The following is a 24,951-nucleotide window of genomic DNA, read 5'->3' on the forward strand; positions in this document are numbered from 1 at the left end:
TTTGCAAATGACGGCGGCGTGATGCCCCACCGAAAGTCGTTCAGAGATTAAGTTGCTGTCGGTGGGCCCGGCCGAATTTCGGACGGCGATTGCAACGAAATTGCTGGAGTCATTTTTGGTGTTTTCGGACAGCCTGGCGAGGGGTTGCCGGCGCTGTGATTTATCTCGAGTGGTGATTGCTTGTAAGTGAAAAACCCACATTTCCAAACCAATCGTGGGATTTCGATGTTGACTGGCGTATTGGAATCCCTATGTTGAACTTACCAATACTTCCGCATTCTGGGGGGCAGTCCAGTCCATATGGGTGCTGCCCCTGTAAGAGGCGACGGGGCAATATTTATGTTAGTACTAACCAGACGGACCGATGACCTAGTGACGTTTCCTGAGGTCGGCATCAGCCTGCGCTTCTTGAAAGTCCGTGCCGGGCAAGCACGCGTAGGGATCGACGCTCCGAAGGACATCTCAATCGTCCGTGGCGAGCTGCAGTCGGAAGAGATCATCAGCGAGAGTGCGCTGGCCGACCGATTCCCGATGCACTGCGTCCCACCCGAAGCGCGTCACTCCATTCGTAACGAACTGCACCAAATCAGCGTCGGTATGCACCTCTATCGTGAGTTGCTCGCCGCCGGCCAAATCGAAGAAGCGGAGTGCACGTTTCAGGACATCGAAGCAGCGCTTTCACGTCTGAATGAAAGCAAGTGGTTGCAACGCCAAGCGTCGAAGCCGGTTTCAAAGAATATTTCGATCGCGTTGGTCGAAGACGATCAGAACGAACGTGAGTTGCTTGCCGGATTGCTGCGTTTGAAAGGCTATCGCGTGCAAGGGTATCAAGACGGTCAGTCGGCTCTGGATGACATGTCTACCTCGACGCCTCCGAATATCATCTTGGTCGACATGTTGATGCCGGTCGTTAGCGGTGCCGAAACGGTGCGGACGCTCCGTGAAAACGAACGCTTTAACTCGTCGGCAATCTTCGTAGTCAGTGGAATGACTCCGGATTCAAGCGAGATCAGCGTGGGCACCGGTGGAGCCGATCATTGGTTCTGCAAACCGCTGAACCCCGAATGCTTGATCGACGCGATCGAAGAACGCGTTCACACGTTCAGCCAGTGACTCCTAGCCAGTGGCTCACTATCCGGAAACGGTGAGGCTTGCCGGGCAAACGCTCCGCTTGCATTGTCGGGACCGGGCCTGCGGATCCTGTTGTTGGCTTACACGGTAGCGTCCATCTATCTTCAATGATGGTCTGCTAAGGCCCGCTGGAAGCCATGGCATGCTGATGTTTTCAGCCGGTGCTCGACCATCAACACTTTAGTAGAAGAACCGGTGGGCGGCGCATGCTGCGGTTCTTTCGACATCGTTATAGTCTTGGGGACACGGCACTGGTCGACGCACGAGGTTTGTCGACCAGCCGAATAACGCTCATCACCCGAGCATGACGATTTTTCCCGTTTTCGCGCTTTCGTAGATCCCGCAAATCACCTCGACGCTGCGGCGTCCTTCGTGTCCGTCAAGGATCGAGGGGCGGTTTTCATTGATCGCGCTGACGGCTTCTTCGAACAACATCGTATGACCATGATGACCGATCGCGGCGGGATCGGCGGCGCCACCTCCGGTTTCGGTTTTGCCGGCCATCTCTTTGCGAATTCTGGCGTCTTCGTCGGTCTCGTTAGCGAACTGCCAGAACTTGATGTCTTCCTCTTCCAGAATCGCGCTGCCTTCGTTGCCGCTGATTTCGATTCGTTTTAGTGCGCCGGGGTAGGCCGTTGTGGTTGCTTCGATCACGCCGAGGGCGCCGTTCTTGAATTTGAGGGTTGCCACGGCAACGTCTTCGACTTCGATTCGCTCGTGAGTCATCGTGGCCGTCATCGCGCTGATTTGTTCGACGGGGCCCATCAACCACAGTAGCAAGTCCACGCTGTGGATGGCTTGATTCATCAAGGCACCACCGCCGTCGAGTTCCCAGGTGCCGCGCCATTGGCCGCTGTCATAGTATTCTTGGCTGCGGTACCACTTCACGTAGGCATCGCCCATCGTGATTTTCCCGAAGCGTCCGTCTTCGACCGCCTTCTTCATCAGCTGGCTCGATTGATGAAAACGACTTTGGAACGTGACGGTCAACCGGACTCCGTTTTCTTTGCAGGCGTCGATGATTGCGTCGCATCGTTCGGTCGTGATTTCCAGTGGCTTTTCGACGATCACGTGTTTGCCTGCCTTGGCAGCCGCGATTGCTGGGTCCAAGTGCAAACCGCTGGGCGTGCAGATCGAAATCGCATTGATCGATTCGTCGGCAAGCATTTCTTCCAGTGACGCAAAGCCGCGGCAATCATGTTCGCCGGCAAACGTTTCAACCTGTTCGGGACGACGGGCGGTCGCTCCGACGAGGTGAGCACCAGCGGCGTCTTTGATGGCGCGGGCATGGAAATTGGCGATCATGCCACAGCCGACGATTCCGATTCCGATGCTCATACGAAAGTACTCTCCCAATGGGGCGGGGTTGGCGTCTAATTCGAAAGTTACAGTCTATTCCGAAGGTCACAATTGTCGTCGTTGCGGCGGGGCTTGTGAACCGCCCCAACGCGAAGCTGCCCGGGCTAAGGGCGGGGGGCAAAGGGTGGGCGGTACCTTTCTGAGCCGCTACGATCAACCGCCACCGTCGCATTAATTTTCTATCCCGTTTTTTGCCGGTCTTGCCCGTGTCCGTTGCCACATCGCTTCACACCGAACGACTTCAAGAAATCGTCGAACTGATCGATCGCGATTCGGGGATCGGCACGACCCTGCGAGAAGGTCAGCCTGGCGAGCGAGTCGCGTTCAGTGGCGTTTGGGGATCATTGCGGGCCGTTTTCGCGGCTGCCGCGGCACGCTCGTGCTCAAATATCTTGATGCTCCTGCCGCAGGCCGCAGACGCGGATGTGGTTTCCGGAGATGCGATCGCGTTTGGCGTCGAGGATTCGTTACCGCTACCGCTGAGCGTTGGTCGTGGGGCGCACTCGTTGGCCGATCCGGAACTGGCCGAGCGTTTGCAAGTGTTGCAGAGGCTCCGCGGTCGCGACGAGAACGCGGCCAATCCGATGTTGGTCACGGCATACATCGGTGGTGCGTTGCAATTGGTTCCCACCCCTCGGCAGCTCGATTCGTCGACGCGTGAATTTACCGTCGGACACGAAATTCCGATGGATGAAGTCGCCGATTGGCTTCGCGAGTCCGGGTTTGTTTCCACCACGGCGGTCCAGCTACCCGGCGAGTTCGCGATGCGAGGTGGGTTGATCGATATCTATTCGGTCGACCATGCCAGCCCTATTCGAATCGAATGGTTCGGCGATGAAGTCGAGTCGATCCGCCACTTTGATTTGGGCAGTCAACGGAGCGTCGGCGAAGTCAACTCGATCGAGATCTCTGCGGTCGGCGTTCATGGCGACGCGCGCGATCCATCGTCTGACGAAGGCGGTCAATCCGGTTTAGCACAATCGGGCTTGGATTCGCAGTTAGATCTTGGACCGATCAGCGACTACCTGCCCGAGGACACTTTGGTGATCCTCGTCGAACCGCACGATTGCAAGTTAGCCGCCCAGAACTTGCTTCACCGCCTGGATGATCAAAGCGGATTCACTGATTTTGAATCACTGCTCGCATCGATGGCTCACCTGAGAATCGTGACCGCATCGACGCTGAACGAAGGTGGGGAAAAAACGATTGATCTGCGTTCGACCAGTGCCGACGGGTTCGCGCTTGCTCTCGAAGAAACGCAATCACGCATCGATACGGTTGCCGATGATCACGAGATCTTGCTCGTCGGAGATACCCCCGCCGACGCACAGCGGCTGACCGAGTTGTTGCAAGACACCAAGGCCGCGCGGAGCGGTCACCTCAAACCGGCGGTCGCGCAGATCAGCGGTGGGTTTCGACTAACGACATCGAAGGTTCTGGTGCTAACCGGGGCGGAACTGTTTCACCGCAGTCCGGTTCGCCGTGGAAAGACACGGGCTCAGGGCAAACCCATCACCACGTCGCTGCAACTTGAACCAGGCGACTTGGTGGTGCACTTATCACACGGCATCGGCCTGTACCTAGGCCTTGATCACTTAGAAAAGAACGGTCAGCACGTCGAGCACTTGGTGTTGGAGTATGACGGCGGTTCGAAGATCTACGTGCCGGCGTCGCGCATCGGCTTGATTCAACGCTACGTCGGAGGCACCAAAAGCCAACCGAGACTGGCCAAGGTCGGCGGACAAGCGTGGGCACGGCAGAAGAAGGCAGCCGAGAGTGCGGTCACCGATATGGCGTCCGACTTGTTGGAGTTGCAAGCCAAACGCACCAGTCGGCAAGGGATCGCGTTTGACCCCGATCACATCTGGCAACAACAATTCGATGCCAGTTTTCCTTATCAAGAAACCCCCGATCAGGTCACCGCGATTGCCGCGGTCAAAGACGACATGGAATCCCCGCGGACCATGGATCGGCTGATTTGCGGCGACGTCGGATTCGGAAAAACCGAAGTCGCGATGCGGGCGGCCTTCAAAGCGGTGACGAGCGGTTTCCAAGTCGCCGTGCTCGTCCCTACAACGGTGCTTGCCGAACAGCACTATCACAACTTTAAACATCGAATGGCGGAATTTCCCGTCCGGATCGAAAAGTTAAGCCGGTTTTGTTCTGCCGCCGAGCAACGTCAAACGATCAAAGATCTGAAAAGTGGGAAAGTCGATATCGTCGTCGGAACCCATCGGATTGCCGGCAAAGATGTCGACTTTCAGCAACTCGGTTTGGTCGTGATCGACGAGGAGCAACGCTTTGGTGTCGCGGTCAAAGAGAAGCTAAAAAACAAGCACTCCAATGTCGACGTGCTAACACTTTCGGCAACGCCCATTCCGCGAACACTGCATATGGCGCTCGTTGGCGTTCGCGACATCAGTAACCTGGAAACACCACCGGCCGAGCGACGGAGTGTCGAAACGATTGTCTCGCGTTGGGATGACAAGTTGATTCGTAGTGCGATCGTGCGAGAACTAAACCGGGGTGGTCAGATCTACATGGTCCATAACCGTATCGGCGACATGGAAGCAATCGTCGAACGTTTGCGCGGAATTGCGCCGGAGTTGCGGATCGTGATCGGTCACGGACAGATGCCCGAAGGCGCATTGGAACAAGTCATGGTTGACTTCATCGATCACAAATACGACCTGTTGCTTGCGACGACCATTATCGAAAGCGGATTAGACATTCCCAATGCCAACACGATCTTTGTCGATGACGCGGACCACTATGGACTGAGCGACTTGCACCAATTACGTGGTCGGGTGGGACGTTACAAGCATCAGGCATTTTGCTTCCTGCTTGTCTCACCACACAAACACCTTTCGCCGGAAGCGACGAAGCGACTCCGGGCGATCGAAGAGTTCAGCCAGATGGGAGCCGGCTTTGCGATCTCGATGCGTGACTTGGAGATTCGCGGCGCGGGCAATCTTCTTGGCAGCCAGCAAAGTGGCCACATCGCTGCGATCGGCTACGAGATGTACTGCCATTTGCTCGAAGACGCCGTTCGCCAGGTTCAGAATTTGCCACCGGAGCTTTCCGCCGATGTCGACATCGATCTGCCGGTGGAAGCCTATTTAGATCCGGAGTACGTGCCCGACCTGCGGCACAAGATCGATCTGTACCGGCGGATCGCTAAACTGAAGGATGCCGGGGAAATCGAAAGCATCCGGGAAGAATTGATCGATCGATTTGGGTTGTTGCCAGGGGCGGCAGAACGAATGCTCGAACTCGCCGAGTTGCGACTCGACGCGGCCGCTTGGCAAATCGGTGCGATCACCAGCGACGCGCGTTTCCTGGTGTTGCACTATTCTGATCGTCGCCGAATCGAGTTTCTGGCCAAGCGGTCGAAGATGCCTGTTCGAATCGTCGATGCGCGTCGAGCCTATGTCCCGCTTCGACCTCAGAAACGACCCGGCACCTCGGAGAAACCGCCGAAGAATTATCCCGGTGTCGACATGGATCATCCCTCCGGACGTGGTTACCTACAATTGGCTCGCCAAACCCTTCAATCGGGCAATTGATCGGCCCGTGTTTGTCGCGGTTCGAATGCTGATTGCAACTCAACCATGGTGAGTGCCAAACGCCTCGTCCGCGGGCGGGCTGAAACGCAGCGTGAAGGATGAGAATGATCGTCGTGGCGACGTTACAGATACATTCCTACGAAGCCTTCGCCCGCTTCATTTTCGGCATTCAACTTTTCGATCCGCTCGTGGGTCTTCGTTAGGTCACCGGCCGCAATGTAACGATCGAATTCAACCAGGACGGCATGCTGAACGGATTCGGCAAAGAATTCAACGATCGGCTGTGAAAGCCAGCCACAGGTTTCGCGGAGCAGTTCCACTGACAGATCGACGCTGCGCGTTTTCTCGTCCTTGGTTCCGGTTAGCACCGTCCCTTCGAAGTTGAATGCGATCTCGCCACGGTTTTCGGCGTTGGTCAGGCGGAAGACGCAAGTCCCGCGGTGAAGGTAATACGTGTTGTGCGATCCATGTTTGTCCATCGCTGCTTTGATCCGCCGCACAAAAGCTTCGTATCTTGGCGACGCATCGATTGGCGCGTCGAACCGAGAGATGCTGCGCATTGGTAAACAGTCGAATTCGATTTCGACCCATTGGCCTTTCATCTACACGAACTCCGTTGCTTGTGAAAAGAATCACTAATCTTGTGAAATGATTCACATGGCGGCTAGTCCACCGCGACATCGGTACGGAAATTGGTCGCAAATAACGGTAATCACCACGCCTCACGCATGTTTTTGCGGCGCGTTCGGCTCCCCAGTGCGTTGCGTAATCAAACGTTTGTCGATCTGTCGCCAGCCGAATGAGGTTGAAATTCCTTGACTCGGCTAGTCGTGCTGGAAACAACGAAAGGGTTCACGATCCATCGTTTGTCGATCGATCGTTCTTTTTCCGAACAACTTTCTACTCTGAAACGGGAGCGATTGCGATGATGCCTCACACATGCGCACGCGACATGATGGTTTCCAACTTAACGACTTTGTCCCCAACGATGGACGTGATGGAAGCGTTGGACGTCTTATTAAAGCATCGAATTTCGGGGGCACCCGTTGTCGACGAGAACAAGCGATTCCTTGGGATCTTTTCGGAGAAGTCTTGTATCCGTTTCGTCGTCGATGCGGCGTATGAGCAGATGCCCGTGACCGACCTGATGTCGTTTGTAGACTCTCGACCACCGACGATTCGCCCCGAAACCGACTTGCTGACGATTGCCCAGACCTTTCTCGATGCCGCTTGTCGTCGTTTACCGGTGCTCGACGACGAAGGTCGGCTTCTCGGGCAAATCTCTCGCCGTGATGTGATGCGCGAAGTCCGCGATCATTTGAAAAAGCAGATCCCGGTGGCCACCGGGGCGGGGCTGTACCTGAGCGCCGTTGTCGAAGGGATCGATCGACCGTTTCGTGCCAGCGGTCGGTAGCGAATGCGAGGGCGTTTGCGGCGTTTGATCAAGTCTTCGTTAGCTTTGACTCTGCGGCGGACTGCTTGATCTGTAGCATCAATCGGTAGTTGTCTTTGAACAATGCCGATGAAGCCTCTTTGACTTCTCGCAGTTCTTCGCGAATCTGGCCGAAGTATTGCTTCAATGCGGTGTTCTCGACTCGGTACTGCCCCAGGTCCTGTTCCAGTTTCAGCTTTTCATCCTGGCGTTTGGCGAGCATGTCGACCGTTGCGGTGATCGCCGCGTCGAGGATTTTTTCCTGGTACTGCATTTCCGCGATCCGGACGTCCATTTCACGAATCTGTAGGCGGATCTTGCGAAGGACGTAGCGATAGTCATTCAATGGTCGCAGGTAATATGTATCGACCAGTGACGCGACTTGTTCTTGGTTGATTAGTTGCCGAGCCGCCTCTTCCTTGACGATGATTTCGTCGCCGACTGCGAACGAGACTTTGCCGGTGTCAGAACGTTGCAGTCGGCTGTCGACCGCCCGTCCGGAGTTATCAAAAAAGCCGCCTTCGAGTGCACCCCGTTGTTCTTCGCTATCGACGTCAATTTCGTATTTCTTTTCGAACTTGATTTTTACCCATCGTGCCGCCGGGTCCTCGGGAGCTTCGCGGGTGCCGTCACGAAGGTAAGCCGCACGGGTTTCCGGCTTTGCATTCTTGAAGAGCAGGTTGATGAGAGCGTCATCGACGCGGCCGAGCGCATTATCGTCGGTGGCCCGGCTGCCTTCGGCGATAAAGGGCGCGTGACCGTCTAGCGGCAACATTTCGTAGAGCGACCACAATCGTGCTTGCCCATTGGAGATGATGTTGACCTGATTTGGCTCGAGGGCGAACGTTGGTGTGATCGTCACTGCTTCGGGAGTGCTGGCAATCACTTTGTATTCACCCAGATATGCCATCGGCACGGTGGCTTCAAGATCCGGGTAACTGCCTTCTGCAAACCCGTAAACGACCAATCCGACCGGCACCAACGGTCCGGCGTCCTCGGCCGGAGCTTCGGCGGTCGGGTCGACTCCGGGAGCGATTCCTGGTGCGGTGCCAGACGCGGCGGTGTTGCCTGTCGTACGCAAGGTGATTTGGCCGTTGTTATTGTTAGCCATTTGTAAGCTGCGCCAGCGGCGGCCGGCTTCGGTCCCGATCTTCGAAAGTTCCAGCGAGACATTTTTAACGCCAGCACCGGCGGTTGGGTCGTTCGGATCGCCGTACTGGAGGATACGGTTTTCTTCTTTTACCTGGGCCAGCCGAACTTCCAATTCTTCCTTAATCTTGTGCCAAGCCTGTCGGCTTTTTAAAACCGCGGCGGTGGGAAACAGAAAGATGATGGCTAGCAACATCGTGATGACGGCACTGGTGATGTGATACCAACGCCAGTTCTTCGCTGCCTTGACGACCATCACGATGAAAGCGATCAGAATCGCCAACAAGACTGCCAGGATTACAAATTTCATTTTGGATTGTGGCGATGCCGGACAAGACCGAAGGGGAGGGAACGCAGGCTGAGATCACCAATTGTGATTGCTGAGCGGCCTGAACGGCGGAGTTCGATCGGAAAAGTTGCAGGATTTAGACCGATGGATACTAAGTTGGGCAAGATAGACCGTCAAGCTTTTCTAGCTATTCGGCTCTGAACACCCTCTTGAAACAACGATCCGGGGCCCCAGAGGGGGAATTCCACCGGTTTTTCGGCCGATTTTAAGGCTGATTCCGAACATCGAACCCGCCGGCCGGCGCAGAGAACTTTCTTGGACCACCCAATGTGGCTGGTCGTCACTCCCGTGACAATGCCGTCCCAAACGACGCGCACCATCAACGAGCCGCGTAAAAAGCGGGCGGGACGATAGTGGTTCGTTCCAACTCGTATTAAGGATGAGAGGCATCGCGTTAGCCACGGTTTCGGCGCAAAGAACAGTTGCGGCCCAATTACCGGTGCGAACACTCGTCGGTCGATTGGCCGAACCCAGACAATTGGTCTAGGCTGGACAATCATTCGTGACAGGCACTTCTTCGCGACAGGCGGTATCGACCTCAAAAACACATCAACGTTTGGGAAGATCGGGGAAAAACGCCCCTGAGGTTGCGATTGATTCGATTGAGATTCCTTGGCTGGCTTTGCGTTGACGCTTATCAATTCTTGAAGCACAGCTATACTGCGAGGCCCGGATAAATCCGTTTTTCAATTCGGTTGAAACCAAGTTGGTTGATCGGTGGTTATCCCGGCTGCATTCGCGGTTTCGCCCTCGTTGACTGTCAAGATTTGAAAACGAGTCGCGGGTGGCTGACCTTATCATTCCCCAAAATTCGTGCGCCAGAACAGCAACGAAGCGAATGCTCTCCATCTCCTTTTCTTTTGATGATCACTGAGGACTGCAATGAAGAATTTTGCAATTGCCGCTGTCGCTATCGCGTCGTTGACCCTAACCACGATCGGATGCGGTGGGCGTTCGGAAACTGTTACGACTCCTCCTGAAAACGCCGTCCCAGCTTCCGAGCTGCCGAGCCAGCAGGGCTATGAATCTGCGATGCAAAACCAGGGCAACGGTCGTCCGGGCAATTGATCGGACCTTCCGCCTCTGATCTTCATTACGTTGCCAGTGGTTAAGTCGCCACTGGCATCACCGCTGCGGGACAACCGATCGGCGATGCTTTACCGGCGATCACGGTGTCGAGCGGGGCGATAATTGATCAAGTTGAAACGCAGGTTGATCGCGGACGATCAAGTAACCGATGTTGCTTTCGAGCGCCCCGATCACCTGCCTGTCTCCATCGGGCCAGGTCACCACGACATGATCGATTTGCGTCGCGGAACCGATTCCGGCGATCAGCTTGGCTTGGTTGCTGCACAGATATCCGTCGCCGGCAAGGCGAAACAGAGTTCGTTTTTCTTTGCCGCGATTTGAAGCATTCGGTACTTCAAACTCGATCATTGCACCGACCGAATCGCGTGTGTTGACGGTGTCGACCAATTCGAACGTGATCGAATGGTTGCTGCTTTGCGTCTGGTTGATCAACAGCGCGGCTGGTTCGGTGGCGTGTGTGACGACGCAATCCATACGTCCGTCCATATTAACATCGGCCGACATTAACGCTCTTCCGATATGCGGTGTTCGAAAGTATTCGCCGAGCGACGAAGGATCGGTCACACGCCAAGTGCCGACCTTGGATTGTCGCATGATCTGAAAGTCTTGCGCGTAAGGCGGTGACTCTGGGCCGAAGTCGCCGATGTGTCCGTTGGCGACCATCAGTTCTTCGAAGCCATCATTGTCCAGGTCAATTGCCTCTGTTCCAAACGCCACGTTTCGAAGCGTTGGTTCGACCAAACCATTTTTTGCGGTCACGTCGCCCCAAAGGCCGGACGCCTTCTGCTCATATAAAATGTTGTATTCGCCCGCGAAGCCGGTGACGTAAAAATCCAAGTCGCCATCATGATCGGCATCCCAGCTTGCGATTCCCATCGATCCTTGGTCTAGCGATTGGGCATCGACGGCTAGACCGCTAGAGATCCCCAGTTCGACCAGTGCCCCTTCCTGTTCATCATTCCATCGATAGTAGTGATTCACCGATGCGTCGTTTGCGATGTAAGCACCAATGTGTTTGCCATCCAAACGGCCGGCGACAATCCCGAGCCCGCGACCGGGAGCTGCCGGCCGCATCCGGTGTGATGTGACGTCTCGGAATTGGCCTTCACGGCTACCTTGCAGGCAATGATCAAACGCCGCTTGAAATCGGAGCGGATAGCAGTTGATCTCGTTTCCTTGGCTGTCAAAACAAGGTTCGTTCAATGGTTCGTTGGAATCGCAATAATTGACGACCACGATGTCGTTCCAGCCATCTTGGTCCAGATCGACAATCGCACCGCTCGTACTCCACTGATCGGCCCGTGTTTCGTTCAGCAGACTCGATGCATCGCTGAACGATCCGTCGCCATTATTACGGAATAGGCGATTGGGACCGAGGTTCAAGATCAAGACATCGGCGAAGCCGTCATCGTTGTAATCGCCCACGCAGACACCGTGAGAGAAGTTTCGATCATCCAATCGCGCGTCGCTGCCGACGGCATGAAACGAATCACCGAGATGACGAAATAACTCGCCAGGTTGATTGTCGCTTTTGGCGATCGATCCCCCGGCAGCCGTGAACGCGATGTCGGGACGACCGTCGCGATCAAAGTCAATTATCCCACCGCCACAACCGAGTGTTTGATGGATCGGAACGCGTGGGCCTTGGACACCGTCGCCGACAACGCCATAAAAATTCAGGCCCCATTGGGCGGCTTGGTTTGTCAGCTGGATCGGCGTTTGGCTGATCGTTCGATCGGCCGATTGTGCGGAATCGCCGTGGGCTATCATTTCTACAGAACCGATTTTCGGCACGGGATAGTCAAGCAGATCAAAGTTCAATTCGGGGTGCCGATCTGTGTGTTGCCAATCGCTATCGATAGACAGGTTCTCGACAATGCCACGTCGTTCCTCATCCAGGTTCGCGAACGGTTGCTCGGGCAAGGTCGTCGCGATTGCTAGCCATGCTTCGGCTTCCCAAAGACGTCCCAGATCTGCGAGCGTCAGAGCGATCTCGGTGACCGCCGTTTGGCTGTTCTGGTTCCCGTCGACAAAACTCGAAAACCGTTGACGTAGTTCCAGCAGGCGTTCGCGGCGGTTGGCGATTCCTGCGGCGATAACGCTCAGTTTATGCTGCGACTCCCTCACCGATCGGTCAGCAGATTCGATGGCACGTTGTTGCTCCGCGATCGCATTGGCCAGCCTCGCCCACGCAAAGCTTTCGTTAGGGTTTCGGCGAGTCGCTTCGGCAAAACCACGGATAGCCGCTGCTGTCTGACCTTGTTCAAGAGCCCAATCGCCCAAAGCGATCCAGTAGCCTGCGTGATTCGATGTTCCCTGCGGTGCTTCTTGAAGCCAGGAGGGGAGTTGCTCGGTCTTTCCTTGGACAACGAGCGCTTTTCCGAGTAAAGCGTGTGCCGGTGCAAACTCGGGATGCTTGGCAAGGATCCGGCGCAGTAAGTTCTCCGCCGAGCCTACGTCGCGGGATTCGAGCGACGTGTGGGCACGTCCGAGTAGCGGTCGCAGGTCGGAAGGATTTCGTTCGAGTAGCGTTGCAATCGTATTTGATGAAAAACGACGAAAACTGGTTTCTGTCGTTGCCATCAACAGCATCAAATCAAACTGCCTCGCATGTATCAGGACATGCATGTGAGTGGGGATTTGATTCGTCAACTGCGCTTCGCCTAAGAAGCCGACCAGCATTCGACGATACTTGTGTGCTTGCGGGTGAATTTCAATGACATCTTCGAGCAACGTGATCGCGTCGTACAGTCGTCCTTGGTCCACCAGTGCTTGCACCGCGAACTGAACACGTTGACTGTTCACGTCGTAGCCCGTAACTCGGGCGGCCCGTACGAGTAAGTCCGCAGCGACGGTCTCGTTTCCGAGTTGCCCATTAGCGATCGCGACAATGGTTAAGAGTTCAGGGTCGTTTGGCTCTGCGATCAAGGCGCCGGCGCCGATACGTTTTGCCGCACTCCAATTCTTCTTGGTCACCGCGTCATGCAACGCTTGATCGATCGATCGATCAGTCTTGGACGTCGCTTCGCTCGATGAATTTAATTCCCCGTTGGCATTGCTATTTGCGTCGTTTCCACCGCATCCGGCGCACAAAAGGCAGGCGATGATGACCGAACCGACCAACGCTGGGCTGGCCGCTAGGGGTGAGGGAATTGGTTTCACCGTCCTTTCAATCTGAGATGACAATACACGCATGGTGGTGTCGCTCTGGGGACCGATTTCAATTAGCGGGTAACGGTTGGGGCGAGTCTTTCGAGTCGAGATATGCGGTGCGATCACCCTGGACTAGCAAGTACGTCTGATCGGCCGAAAGTGTCCCGAAATCTTCAACCGATCCATCAGGCCATGTCACCGATACGTCGGTGATCAACGTTTCTGACCCCAGTCCGGCGCGAAGTTCAGGTTCATTGCTGCACAGATAGCCGCTTCCGGACAAGGCCCACAAGGTTCGTGTTCGACTACCACAGCGAAATCGAATGATCGCGCCAATCGCGTCACGACTGGAGTCGGTTCCTACCAAACGAAATGAAACTCGGTGATGATCCGTTGTCGTATGATTAACGATCAAGCAGATCGGTTCGTACGAGTGCGTTACCATCACATCGCTGCGGCCATCTCGATTGGCGTCGATCGTCCACAACGCACGGCCGACGTGTGGTTCACGGAAGTAGCGTCCCCAGGCATCGTCATCGACGCGATCAAAGCCGCCGCTTCGATCGCGCCGGAACAACTGCATCGCCTGGGCGTAAGGCAGACTATCGGGCTCGTTGAAGTCACCGATATGACCGTTCGTTACGATCAACTCGGAAATTCCGTCGTCATCAAAATCGATTGCTTCGGTACCAAAGCCGACCAATTGAAGCGTCGGGCGTACCAGCCCCAATTGGTTGGTGATGTCTTGCCAGAGTCCCGGTGAGACTTGATCGTACACGATGTTGTATTCTCGACCGAAACCGGTGACGTAAAAATCCAAGTCACCATCGCCGTCAAGGTCATCGCATGCGATCCCCATCGATGCCTGTGCGATCGTACGCCCATCAACGGCTAGTCCGCTTGCCGCACCGCTTTCGATCAATCCAGCTTTGCCGGGATCCGACTGCGACGAGTCCCACTGGGAGGTGTAGTAGGCGTTCGGCGACATGTCGTTGGCGATAAACGCGCCCAGATGACTTCCATTCAAAGTTCCCGCGACGATCCCTAGTCCACGTCCGGGCAAAACATCCGCGAACAACGTGTCTGATCGGTCGACAAGATTGCCTAGAGGAGTTCCTAAGAAAAACTGATCGCGATGGGCGGGGAAGACAAGGGGATGGCAGGGGCCGGGAACGCCTTGATCGTCAGGGCAGGCCTGGTCCATGTTTTCGATCGTTCGGCAGTAGTTGGTGGTCAGCAAGTCGGTTATCCCATCACGATTAACGTCAATGAAAGCACCGCAAGTGCTCCATTCTTGCCAACCTTGATCGCGAAGTTGATCGGTGCAGTCGGTGAAGGTTCCGTCGCCATTGTTTCGAAGCAGGCGATTCTTCCCTAAGTTCGCAAAAAACAGATCGGCAAATCCGTCCTCGTTGAAATCCCCGACCGCGACGCCTTGCCCATAGCCACGGTCACCGACGGCGGCTTGCTCGGTCACGCGTTCGAATTGGCCTTCGAGGTTTCGAAGTAACTCGTTGGGATGGCTGTCGGTTTTCAGCATCGTACCGCCGGCGCCCATGATCAATGCATCCGGCCACCCATCGCGATCATAGTCGATCGTCCCGCCGCCGATGCCCGTCGAACGGATCAACGGAGCCAGCTTGGCGTCATCAGGATTGCTCTTCGCCCCGAAACCGGCTAGTCCGCGAGTCTCCGTCTCGTCGCGGAGCAATAGATGACCATGGGTTTCAATTTTGGGCACGAACGTTGACCGGGCAACGCGCTCGGTGGACGAAAGACGCGTGGCGGGCCAATCGGATAAATCCAGTTGCAGGGCGGGTTGGTCGATTTTTGAAACCCAGCTTGGGTCTTGTCGCAGTCTGGTCAAGACGGAGCGGCGAAGGCTGGGAAGTCGATCGCTGGGATCACGTGATAAGGTGGTCGCGATCGCGGTCCAAGCTTCTGCCTCCCAGGTGCGACCTAGCGAGAACAAGACGCTCGCGATTTTATAGGCTTCGCGCTGACTGTCTTTTCCTTCCCAACTGAAGTCGTAGTAGACGGCCCGAAGTTCAAGCAGTCGTTCGATCCGTTCGTCGATCGCAGCGAGGGTCGGTTCGTCGACCGAGTGCGGCAGTGTCTTGGGTAAACGTCGAAGCGTAGCGGCCAATCGGATCCAGGCATTGCTATCGTTAGGATCTACTTGGGTCGATCGCCAGTAAGAATGAGCTGCTTGTAGAAAATCTTGGTGGGCGGCGGACCAATCACCGAGCGTTAGCCAGTAGGCGGTTTGCTGGTGGGTGTCTTCTGGTGCCTGATCGTTCCAGGTGGGAATCAAGTCCAGCTTCCGTTGTTCCATCAGTGCCTGGCCGAGCAAAGCGTAGGCTGGGGCAAAGTCGGGATGATGGTCAAGGATTTCACGCAGCAGCGCTTCACATTTCACCGCGTCGTGTTTGTCTAAGAATTCTTTGGCATCGCCTAACCGTACGCGATGATCCGATGGGTTGCGATCCATCAATATCTTCGACGTGTTGTAGGAGTAACGTCGTGCCGAGGTATCGGTGACTGCTAACAGCAACGGGACATCAAAGACACGGCGCTCGATCAGTTGCTTTAAGTGTGGAGTGATCAAGTCGGTGCGTTCGGCCTCACCCAAAAAACCGATCAACGTTTTGCGATACTTCAAGCGATCGGGGTGTGAGTGCAAGACGTCCTTCAGCAAATCAATGGCTCGGTAAAGTTCGCCAACATCGATCAAGCCTTGGATCGCAAAGTCAACGCGTGAGGTGGGGGAGTAGTCGGCGACCTCGGCTGCTTGCACGAGTAACCCAGCGGCCTCGCGCTTACGGTCATTCAGTGCCGCAACCTTCGCGGCATCAGTTAGCAATTCGGGATCGTCTTGACCGGTGATTAAAGCTTGGTGCAAATACGTGTCGGCTTTTCCCCAGTCGTTCTCCCGCATTGCCTGGCGCATCTGCGTCGCTGGTGCGTCGGTTTTAGATGGTGTGTCTTTGGTTTCGTCCGGCGCCACAGCGGGGGCATCGGTGGGGGATTCGAAACTGCATCCAGTGCAAACGATTAACAACGCCCATGCCAAGCGTATTGAGCATCGATGACGCGTCGTAGGTACGACGCATCTTGTCAAAGCGGTGCCGTCGAATAAGCGGCTGATCGGGGGGAGGCAGAAGAACGACATCGAACACGTGACGATAGAACGGCGGACGTATAAAGCTCCTGATCACTCAGAATAAGCGTTAAAACCGAAGGACTACAGCTACCTACTTCGACATTTGTGGGTAAGCCTCGCTAACAACTACGCGACGCTACTTAATGTGCAATTAGGTAGTAAGGTGGCTCGGCTGAATGAAGTGCCACGTTCACCGAGCGACCCCCTGGATGACCGACTCGCAGTTGCGGAAGGCTGTCGGTCCCCCCCGGGTCTAAGTGTTGTTCGGCCGCAAAATGTCTAAATTCAATTGCGCGATTACACAATTGACGGTTCCATAGAAGCGGGCAATCATTTCATCCTACGCCTTTCTTAATGGTACCGCAGTGCTCATTGCGTCCAGCTCTTTTCTTTTTGGAGATCCTTCTTTATGAGACAGACTCGTCAGCGTACCGGCGGTTTCACCTTGGTGGAACTTCTGGTCGTCATCGCCATCATTGGAATTCTGGTTGGCTTGTTATTGCCAGCCGTCCAAGCCGCGCGTGAAGCGGCACGTCGAATGTCTTGCAGTAACAACTTCAAGCAGATCGGCCTTGCGATTCACAACTACCACTCTGCCTACAAGCAGCTTCCCGTCGCGGGCGGCGGTTCGGGCATTGACCACACCGGTGGCAATTTGGGCGGACAAGAGTGGTGGCGTCCATCGAACAACACCAACAACGAATGCTTGAGCGTTCATGTTGGGTTGACCCCATTCTTTGAACAACAAGGTTTGTGGGATCACATCAGTAACCCGAGCGTTAAAACGGTCACCGACGGATACGCCATTCCGGCGAACGGCGGGATGTGGCCCGCGATGGGACCGAGTCCGCGTGACCAGTGGGAATACGTGCCATGGGCGACGGAGATCCCAACCCTGCGCTGCCCCAGCGACCCGGGAACCGGCCAGCCGGCACTCGCCCGTTCGAACTACGCCGCCTGCATGGGTGATTCCTGTCACATCGTTCAACAGGACAACTTTAAGAACAACAACTTGACCCCCGGTGACGGCTGGCGTGCACAGCGTGCGTTGGCGACCGACCGCGGTTTCTTTGGTGTTCGCCGTGAGTCGAAGTTCCGAGACGTTCTTGATGGACTATCCAACACCGTTGCGATGGGTGAAATCATCTCTGACCTTGGTGACTTGGATCGCCGTAGTGCCGTTTCGGTCAACAACGGAGCGCCATGGGATAGCGTCGGAACAAGCGGTCCGCAGTACCAACCGATTTGGTGTTCGGACCAGAACCAACTTGATCCCGAAAATCCGAACTTCTGGTGTGCGGGTGGCGCAGTCGGTTGTACCGAACCCCAATTGGTACACAGTGATCGTCAATCACGTGGGATGAACTGGGCGTTCTATCAATGTACCTCGAACATGGTCTGGACGATTCGTCCGCCGAATGCCGAGTCGTGCATGACCGGCCACCAGGATTCTTCTGGTGCGCTTGCCCCGGCAAGTCGTCACCAAGGTGGTGCACACGTCCTGATGGGTGACGGTGCGGTGATCTTCATTACCGATTCGATTGAATCCGGTGATCAACGAGCCCCCTCACCCAGTTTCTATTCGCGTGCCAAGAAGAGCCCGTATGGCTTGTGGGGTGCGATGGGAACTCGAGCTTCGAAAGAAGTGATTGATGAGTCGCTGAACCAGTAAGGTTTGCCCTGCAACGAGTCGAATGACAAACACGATGACCTCGCCCGCACTGCTGCGGGCGAGGTTTTTGTTTTTGGTGCCCACCGAAAATGAATTCCCTTAGAATCTTGTCATGACTTTAAATCAACGCGGTAGGTGCCCCGCGAAGGTTACGACTCGAGTGCATAAGATCGTTCGAAAGCGATGCGACGATCGCATCGCCGAAGGAGACTCTCGTTTCGCCCCGTATCCATTGTTGATGTCTAATTCCTATCGTCACCTCACGATCGCTTTTCTTGCATGTACTGTCTTGTTGGTAGGATGCAAGCAGGCGTCTCCGCCCGAGGCTGCGGCCACACGGGACCGCAGCGTTCAACCCGATCGCAGAACGGGTAGTTCCGGCAAGCCCGAGTTGAATTCGCGCGAAGTCGCTCAAAGCTCAGACGATTCGATGCCATCGGGATACGTTGGCACTGCGACCTGTGCGACTTGCCATGACGAACGCCATGCGAGTTTCCTTCACACGCACCACAGTCGCTCGCTGCGACTGATCGATCCAGACAGTGATCAATCAAACGGTTGCACGATCGAACATCAGAAAAGCTGGCGGCGCTATGAGGTTGTCAAAAAAGAGGGGCGACTGTTCCACCGCGAATACAAACGGTTCGGTTCAGATCCCAGCGACACCGTGCCGGTCAACGAGCTTCCAGCCAGGTATGTGATGGGGAGCGGGGCATTCGCCAACGGGTACTTGCTCGCAGACGGTGATTACCTAATGCAGTCCCCGGTCACTTGGTATGCCAATCAAAACAGCTTCGCGATGGCCCCCGGGTATGATAAGCCGGATCAGTTGGGAATGACCCGAATGATCGATGACGAGTGTTTGTTTTGCCACGCGGGTCTTGTCAGTCGAAAAGAAAGTAATCCTCGCAAGTCGATGATTCATGAATTGGCGATCGGTTGCGAACGATGTCATGGACCGGGTCTTGAACACACCAAACTTTATCGATCGATTACAGCGTCACTGACGCAAGCTACGGCGATCGAAGACACGAAGATCGTCAATCCTTCCGATTTAGATCGCCTTGAGCTGGAATCGATCTGCGCCCAGTGCCACCTCCAGGGCGAGGTTGTTGTACATGCGGCACGGCGGAATATTTGGGATTTCAGGCCCGGCGAAGACTTGGCCGCAACACGTCTACACTACCAAACCCAGGCCGCGGGTGATTTCAATAAGGTGTTCACTGGCCACTTCGACCAGCTTTGGCAGAGCGAATGCTACCTCCAGTCAGAAACATTAACTTGTGTGACGTGTCATGACTCGCACCCTAGTGGACCTTCAGAGAGTCAACCAGAGGAACGTCGCCGGCAACAGCGACGTGACCAATGTGACCAATGTCATCATGAGCGAGGTTGTCCTGTCGCGATCGACGAACGAGAACAAAGCAACCGCAATGATTGTGTCGCCTGTCACATGCCGTCACTCGAAAGCGAAGTCCCGCACACTAGTACGACCAGTCATCTGATTGCGGTCTACCGTGATGGGAAGCCGCAAAATATCAGTGTCGATCCGGCGGGGTTAAAACAAATTCAACCCGATACGACTCTGCCGAAAACAGAGGAGTTGCGCCGTCGTACAATCGCGGAAATGTATTACGCCGTCGACCAAGCCCAGTTAGGCAACTTTGACCTGCTGGACCAATACGATCTCGATTCGATTAATCCGGGATTGCGAAACGATCGTGAGCGCGCCGGCGAAATCACATCGCTTATCGCCCGGTTGGCCGATCTTAAATCGCAACGGATGGCGAGTGATCCCGCTGCCGTCGGCTCTGCGGTGTGGTTGAAACGACAATCGCTCGAAGCGGCGATGCGGGTCGTCAAAATGGATCGGCGACCTGATCGATCGCGAGAAGCGGCACTCGAAATCCTTGGTCCGGGGATGTTGGATGCCGGTCAGACCGCAGGCGCGATTGACGCCCTTGGCGAGTTGACGAGAATCCGGCGTGTGGCTGGTGATCACTACAACCTTGCGCTGGTGTTGGCCCGCGCGCGTCGGATGGATGATGCCGAGCGTTTGCTGCGCGAAGCGATTCAGATCGACGGCAGTTATGCCCCGGCCTATCGATCGCTTTCGATTCTGTACCGCACTGCCAATCCCCCGATGTCCCGGCAAGCCGCCACGATGGCGGATCGTTTAAGAATGATGCCGAAAGTGATAAAGGACGAGTAGCCGATGGCTCTTTGATTTTGGAACCTGGGTTGAATCAGTCTGCCAAGTAAGGCGGGCAGCAAGCTTGGGAACGTCTGTCTCATTTCGACCTGGCTAACTGTGACGTGGCTGGAACAACGTTGATGCAGGCACCGACATTCTTTCCCAACGAAAGGGCAGCGACGCGAAGGGCTGGCAAGACTCTGACCCTCCCAGCGAAAAGGTGGGCATCGCAATTTCAAAAAAAGGACCTTCTCCGTTCGGCAGATATGCCAAGGACGGTTTGTGTTTTGCGACGGAGCCTACGTTGGCTCTAAAATGACGACGGTTTAAATCTCTCGTGTTTCGTCAATCTGTGATGGTAGGATCTGCCGATAGGTGTTAGCCACGGTTTCGATGCTGTCACCGGGCCGAGTGCCCGTCGGCTGATGAGTCGAACCCGATCCCTTTTGTCTAGACGGGGCACTCTCAGCTATTCACCACTCTGCCCTTCCACCAGAGTTGCTCGCTGATCAATATCGCTCATTTGAAACACTTCCCGGGTACCGGTGGGCCAACGTACGATGATTTGGTCAACCGTCGGAATGTCTCCAAGACCAACGTGGATGATCGATTCATTCTTGCATAGGTAGCCATCGCCGGAACACACCCAGTGCTCGAATTGCTGATCGCCGGCGACCACCGTGACATGGGCACCGACCGCGTCTCGTTCGCTGGCGGTCCCGATCAAACGAAGCTGTAACCAATGATGGTCTGTCTCGGTTTGGTTGACCAGGAGCGCCGTAGGTTCGGCGATATGGGTAATCACACAATCAAGTCTTCCGTCACGATTAAAATCGAGCGACGCGAGCGCACGTCCCAGATGGGGTGCATTCCAGTACCGATCATCATCACTAGCGATTGTTTCGAATCGGTCGCCGAGATTTGCGAATAGCTGCATCGGTTGTCGAAAAGTCTCTCCCTTGTGGCCGAGATCATCGACGTGGCCGTTGGTGACGATTAAGTCAATCCAGCCATCATTGTCGTAATCAAGCGGTTGAGTTCCGAATCCAACCATCGGTGTGCTTTCCGGGGCCAGGCCAAAACGAATTGCAAGGTCACGAAACGTCCCGTCGCGACCAAGGTACAAACTGACCGGTTCCTTCGAAAAGTTGGTGATATGAAAGTCTAGCGTTCCACTACGATCAAAGTCCGCCGCGGCGATTCCCATTGCCGCGGTCGCCAAACTATGAGCACCGTAGGCACAGCCGGTCGCGATCGCGACATCCAGCAAGCTTCCTTCCTGCGTTTGTTTCCAGAGCTGATTTTGAAGCGCGTCGTTCCCAACAAAGCACTCATTGCCAAGTTGTTGATCAACGTTCGCGATCATCACGCCCAAACCGGTGCAGGCATCATCGGGCAAGTTTCCGATTGAACGACGGGCGAAATCGCCGGTCACAGAATTTTGGTAAAGGCTGTCGAGCGCTGGTTGAAACTCCAACGGAGCAATGGAAGCGGCCACGTTACCATCGGTGTCGAGTGCTGGCCGTCGAATCAAATCAGGGTCACGTAAGTAATTCAAGGCAACAAGATCGGGAAGGTGATCGCCGGTCAGGTCGCCCATTGCGATCGAAGAAACACAACGCTCGAAGTCCGCTTGGCGATCAAGATTTCGAGAATCGAATGTGCCATCACCACGATTGATCCAAAGTTGATTGATGCCCAAGTTGCTAATCGCAAGATCAGGAAACCCGTCTTGGTTCCAATCACCCGAGGTCACTCCGATTGTGTATTGACGCTGTGTTAGCCCCGCGGCTTCGGTTTGATCGAGAAGCGAAGTCGCTCGGCCGGGAATGTGTCGCAACAATTGATTCGAGCGTTCCGCTTCGAACTTCGGTGGATCGGCAGCGCCCTGCGCGAGGTACAGGTCACCCCAGCCGTCGAGGTCGTAGTCGATCACCGCAACGCCGCCACCGAGCTGCTGATAAATCGCAAACCGGTTCGGCTGAGGTTTCGTCGCAACGTCGTAACCGTGGTTGAGATTAACATCGGGGGCGACGTTTTGGAATCTTGCCGGTTGAGCCTGACGTTTGGTGGGTTTAGGCAGCGACTCGTCGCGGCTTGCCACATCGACATCGTCGGCTGATAGACGAGGCTTCTCAAACGAAGATAAATCAACGCCACACCATCGCTGTGCCGCATTGGGGAAACCGCTTCTCGAAGCGACCACGGTTTGCAGAGATTGACCGAGTTGCTGCAGTTCTGTTCGGTGATTCGGCATCGCACCCAACGCGAGCGATTTCCAAAGGATAGCTTCGAGCGGTCTGTCGAGTTGAATTAACTGATCGGCAAGTTCAGCCATTTTGTCGGAGCGAGTCTTTGGCTCGGTCGCGTCCGCAACTTCATTTCCCAAACTTATCGCACGATTGAGGTGCTTGTATCGTGTTTGGAATGCGGTTTCCTTCTCGGGATCATCCAAAGAGCGAAAACACTGGATCAGACGCCGGACGCTGCGGTGATCAGAAGCGTCCAGACGGATCGCCTCGGCCAGTGCGCCGACCGCTTCACGATAGCGAGTTTCACGAAGCAGATAGGTGCCGATCGCCGACCAGTATTCAGGAAACACTTGAGTCGATTCATTGGTCCTCGTGAACCATTGCCGAAACGATTGTTCCAATTGCCCTTCGGCGGCGGCGAGACCGTAAAAGGCGATCGCGGCTTGAGAGGCATTGCCACTTTCGATCGACGGTTGCAGTATCTCGACTGCTCGGGAATATCGTTGGCGTGTGAATTCGTACCGCGCCTCGGCGAGCGGACCGATAGGTCGATACGAGCGATCATCGGCGGCAGACGTTTGTCGCGGCGAACGAACAGAATCGTTCTCGCTGCCTGCCGAGTCATACATCGCATCGGATTCGACGATCAATCCGAACAGTTCGTCCTGCATCACGTCACCGGCGCGGCACAGTTCGCGGACAAGGGCATTGGCTTCATGGCGTCGACCTTGGCGATTGAGTAAAAATGCTAGTCGTCGTCGCGCAATATTGAACTGGGGGGCAAGTTGCAAGATCTGGCGATACCGGCGTTCGGCCAATTCGTAGTTTTCCAGCTGCATGTACCAGTCTGCTGCGACGCCTAATGCAGGTAATCCTGAATCCGGAGCAGTCGGAGGGATTTCGGCCAACAGTTCGGTTGCGAGTTCTAGGTTCCCCCGGCCGGCTTCGGCATTGGCAAGATGGAAGATGCAGACGTAGTCTTTCGGGTCCTGCAATACAAGCTGCTGAAGAATAGCGATGGCTTCTCCAAACCGTTGATCGTCTTGGGCATTGAGTGCCGCATCGATTTGGCGCTCGCGAGACATTACGAGACCGGAATGAGCCTCGCCGGTGGTCGTTTGATCGCCATCCGATGAACCCGTATCCGGCTTTGTAACGGTGGATTCGTTCAAAGGGTCCGCGGTGGTTGCCGAAGCATTCGACGCACTCGAATCATCGGTGACGGGCGACATCTGAGACGTCGAAGAATCTTCGAGTCGCGTCTCCGTGTCGCTCTTTCCGCATCCAACTGCCCCACAAATCAGCAGGACAGTCGCGACAAGATCCCAAGCCGCGACGAGGGGGACGCCGGAGGCAGGCGAACGAGAGAGCATAGCGTTAGTCGCGTAGTGGCGAAGAAAGGCGGAGTTCAGCTATCGCACAGTCAAAAATGCTGGTGCGACGATCTGAATTATACGACTTACTGAATTTTGATAAACGGCGAGCTAAATTTACGCATCTCCTTTCTTTCTCAAACAACCTACCCGTACGCTATGAATCAACGATCGAAATTAGTATTCCTTGTCGCTGCGGGAGCGGTCTCGGTGGTGATGTTGGTAGCGGTCGGATCGGTGATTTTGAAATCTTCGCCGTTGCAAAAATCGACTGCAGGGGCATCGACTGCAGAGGCGCTGTCTGGTGCCAAACGAATTGTCGCCCAGTTGACCTCCTTGATCGGACCTTCGTCGCGGGCGCCGAGTGTGATAGGCAATTGGCCACCGGTCGAAGGCGAGCGTTTCCCCGACTTGGTCTTGCCTGACCAGAACGGTGAACTTGTCCGTTTGAGTGACTTCGAAGGGCAGTTGATTTTGGTGGAGTACGCCGCCGTGCCGTGTCATGGATGCCAAGCGTTTGCCGGAGGTAAAGATTGTGGCGCATTTGGCGGCTATCAAGTTCAGCCGGGGCTCGATTCTATCGAAACCTATGCAAAGCAATTCGCGAACGTACGGCTGGGGGAAGACGTCGTCTTTGTTCAAGTCTTGCTTTACGGCAATGCCAGCGGCCCACCGACGGCGCAGCAGGTCGCCGGATGGGCAGAACACTTTGGGATGGAGCGAGAGAACCGTCAAATCGTACTTCAGGGTGACTCGTCGCTATTGAGCCAGGAAGTTTTTGACATGATCCCGGGGTTTCATCTGATCGATCGTCAATTCACCTTGCGGAGTGATTCATGCGGTCACCACCCTAAGAGGGACTTGTACCGCGACCTGCTTCCTTTACTGGGAAAACTGGCAAGCGCCTCATCGAATTAGGCTGCCAACATTTTTCTGCGTTTAAAGCGAGAGGTGTCCGTCGCGGATCGGGGCGGGGTGCGAGGCGGGCCAGGGTTGCGAGGCGAGGCAGGGCAGGCGCCCGCGAGTTCGGCTGACATTTTCGGACGCGATTGAGGCGTGGTGGCAGCGA

General features: G+C 55.4%; 13 protein-coding genes. 7 read left to right on the plus strand and 6 right to left on the minus strand.

Annotated features, from left to right (window positions below; translation table 11 throughout):
• The first annotated feature begins 339 nt into the window (after positions 1–339).
• Complete coding sequence (locus FYC48_RS22955) at positions 340–1,113, plus strand: response regulator (RefSeq protein WP_261345087.1); 774 nt, start codon at positions 340–342, stop codon at positions 1,111–1,113.
• A gap of 312 nt (positions 1,114–1,425) precedes the next feature.
• On the opposite strand, the gene FYC48_RS22960 is transcribed toward FYC48_RS22955, so the two are convergent.
• Entirely contained in the window at positions 1,426–2,469 is a 1,044-nt protein-coding gene (locus tag FYC48_RS22960) for a Gfo/Idh/MocA family protein (RefSeq protein WP_149499122.1), read from the minus strand.
• A gap of 227 nt (positions 2,470–2,696) precedes the next feature.
• Between FYC48_RS22960 and mfd the strand changes: the two genes are divergently transcribed.
• Positions 2,697–6,056: a transcription-repair coupling factor gene (gene mfd / locus FYC48_RS22965; RefSeq protein WP_390622161.1), complete on the plus strand. Its 3,360-nt coding sequence runs from the start codon at positions 2,697–2,699 to the stop codon at positions 6,054–6,056.
• 122 nt (positions 6,057–6,178) lie between these two features.
• Here the strand turns inward: mfd and FYC48_RS22970 are convergent, their stop codons facing one another.
• Positions 6,179–6,658 carry a hypothetical protein gene (locus FYC48_RS22970; RefSeq protein ID WP_149499123.1) on the minus strand — a complete coding sequence of 160 codons (480 nt, stop codon included), beginning with the start codon at positions 6,656–6,658 and terminating at the stop codon, positions 6,179–6,181.
• A 326-nt stretch (positions 6,659–6,984) separates the two neighbouring features.
• Between FYC48_RS22970 and FYC48_RS22975 the strand changes: the two genes are divergently transcribed.
• Positions 6,985–7,470, plus strand: a complete 486-nt coding sequence (locus FYC48_RS22975) for a CBS domain-containing protein (RefSeq protein ID WP_149499168.1) — start codon at positions 6,985–6,987, stop codon at positions 7,468–7,470.
• A gap of 28 nt (positions 7,471–7,498) precedes the next feature.
• On the opposite strand, the gene FYC48_RS22980 is transcribed toward FYC48_RS22975, so the two are convergent.
• Positions 7,499–8,947, minus strand: coding sequence for a cytochrome b family protein (locus FYC48_RS22980; RefSeq protein WP_149499124.1), 1,449 nt, complete (start codon positions 8,945–8,947; stop codon positions 7,499–7,501).
• Positions 8,948–9,868: 921 nt separating this feature from the next.
• Here FYC48_RS22980 and FYC48_RS22985 point away from each other — a divergent pair.
• On the plus strand, positions 9,869–10,054 hold the full coding sequence (locus tag FYC48_RS22985; RefSeq protein WP_149499125.1) for a hypothetical protein: 186 nt from the start codon (positions 9,869–9,871) through the stop codon (positions 10,052–10,054).
• Positions 10,055–10,153: 99 nt separating this feature from the next.
• On the opposite strand, the gene FYC48_RS22990 is transcribed toward FYC48_RS22985, so the two are convergent.
• Together FYC48_RS22990 and FYC48_RS22995 are read right to left on the minus strand one after the other, a co-directional pair.
• On the minus strand, positions 10,154–13,237 hold the full coding sequence (locus FYC48_RS22990; RefSeq protein ID WP_160149721.1) for an FG-GAP-like repeat-containing protein: 3,084 nt from the start codon (positions 13,235–13,237) through the stop codon (positions 10,154–10,156).
• A gap of 58 nt (positions 13,238–13,295) precedes the next feature.
• On the minus strand, positions 13,296–16,235 hold the full coding sequence (locus FYC48_RS22995) for an FG-GAP-like repeat-containing protein (RefSeq protein WP_160149722.1): 2,940 nt from the start codon (positions 16,233–16,235) through the stop codon (positions 13,296–13,298).
• A gap of 565 nt (positions 16,236–16,800) precedes the next feature.
• On the opposite strand from FYC48_RS22995, the gene FYC48_RS23000 reads away from it, so the two are divergent.
• Together FYC48_RS23000 and FYC48_RS23005 are read left to right on the plus strand one after the other, a co-directional pair.
• Positions 16,801–18,063 carry a DUF1559 domain-containing protein gene (locus FYC48_RS23000; RefSeq protein WP_149499128.1) on the plus strand — a complete coding sequence of 421 codons (1,263 nt, stop codon included), beginning with the start codon at positions 16,801–16,803 and terminating at the stop codon, positions 18,061–18,063.
• 238 nt (positions 18,064–18,301) lie between these two features.
• Positions 18,302–20,275: a multiheme c-type cytochrome gene (locus FYC48_RS23005; protein WP_160149723.1), complete on the plus strand. Its 1,974-nt coding sequence runs from the start codon at positions 18,302–18,304 to the stop codon at positions 20,273–20,275.
• 451 nt (positions 20,276–20,726) lie between these two features.
• On the opposite strand, the gene FYC48_RS23010 is transcribed toward FYC48_RS23005, so the two are convergent.
• The gene (locus tag FYC48_RS23010; protein ID WP_149499130.1) at positions 20,727–23,882 is read right to left on the minus strand and encodes an FG-GAP-like repeat-containing protein; all 3,156 of its coding nucleotides are present in this window, start codon (positions 23,880–23,882) and stop codon (positions 20,727–20,729) included.
• A 159-nt stretch (positions 23,883–24,041) separates the two neighbouring features.
• Here FYC48_RS23010 and FYC48_RS23015 point away from each other — a divergent pair, with 159 nt between their 5' ends.
• A complete protein-coding gene (locus FYC48_RS23015) occupies positions 24,042–24,800 on the plus strand; it encodes a hypothetical protein (protein ID WP_149499131.1) in 759 nt (252 codons plus the stop codon).
• Positions 24,801–24,951 lie beyond the last annotated feature (151 nt).

It is taken from the genome of Roseiconus lacunae, from assembly GCF_008312935.1.
GTDB classification, from domain to species: domain Bacteria; phylum Planctomycetota; class Planctomycetia; order Pirellulales; family Pirellulaceae; genus Stieleria; species Stieleria lacunae.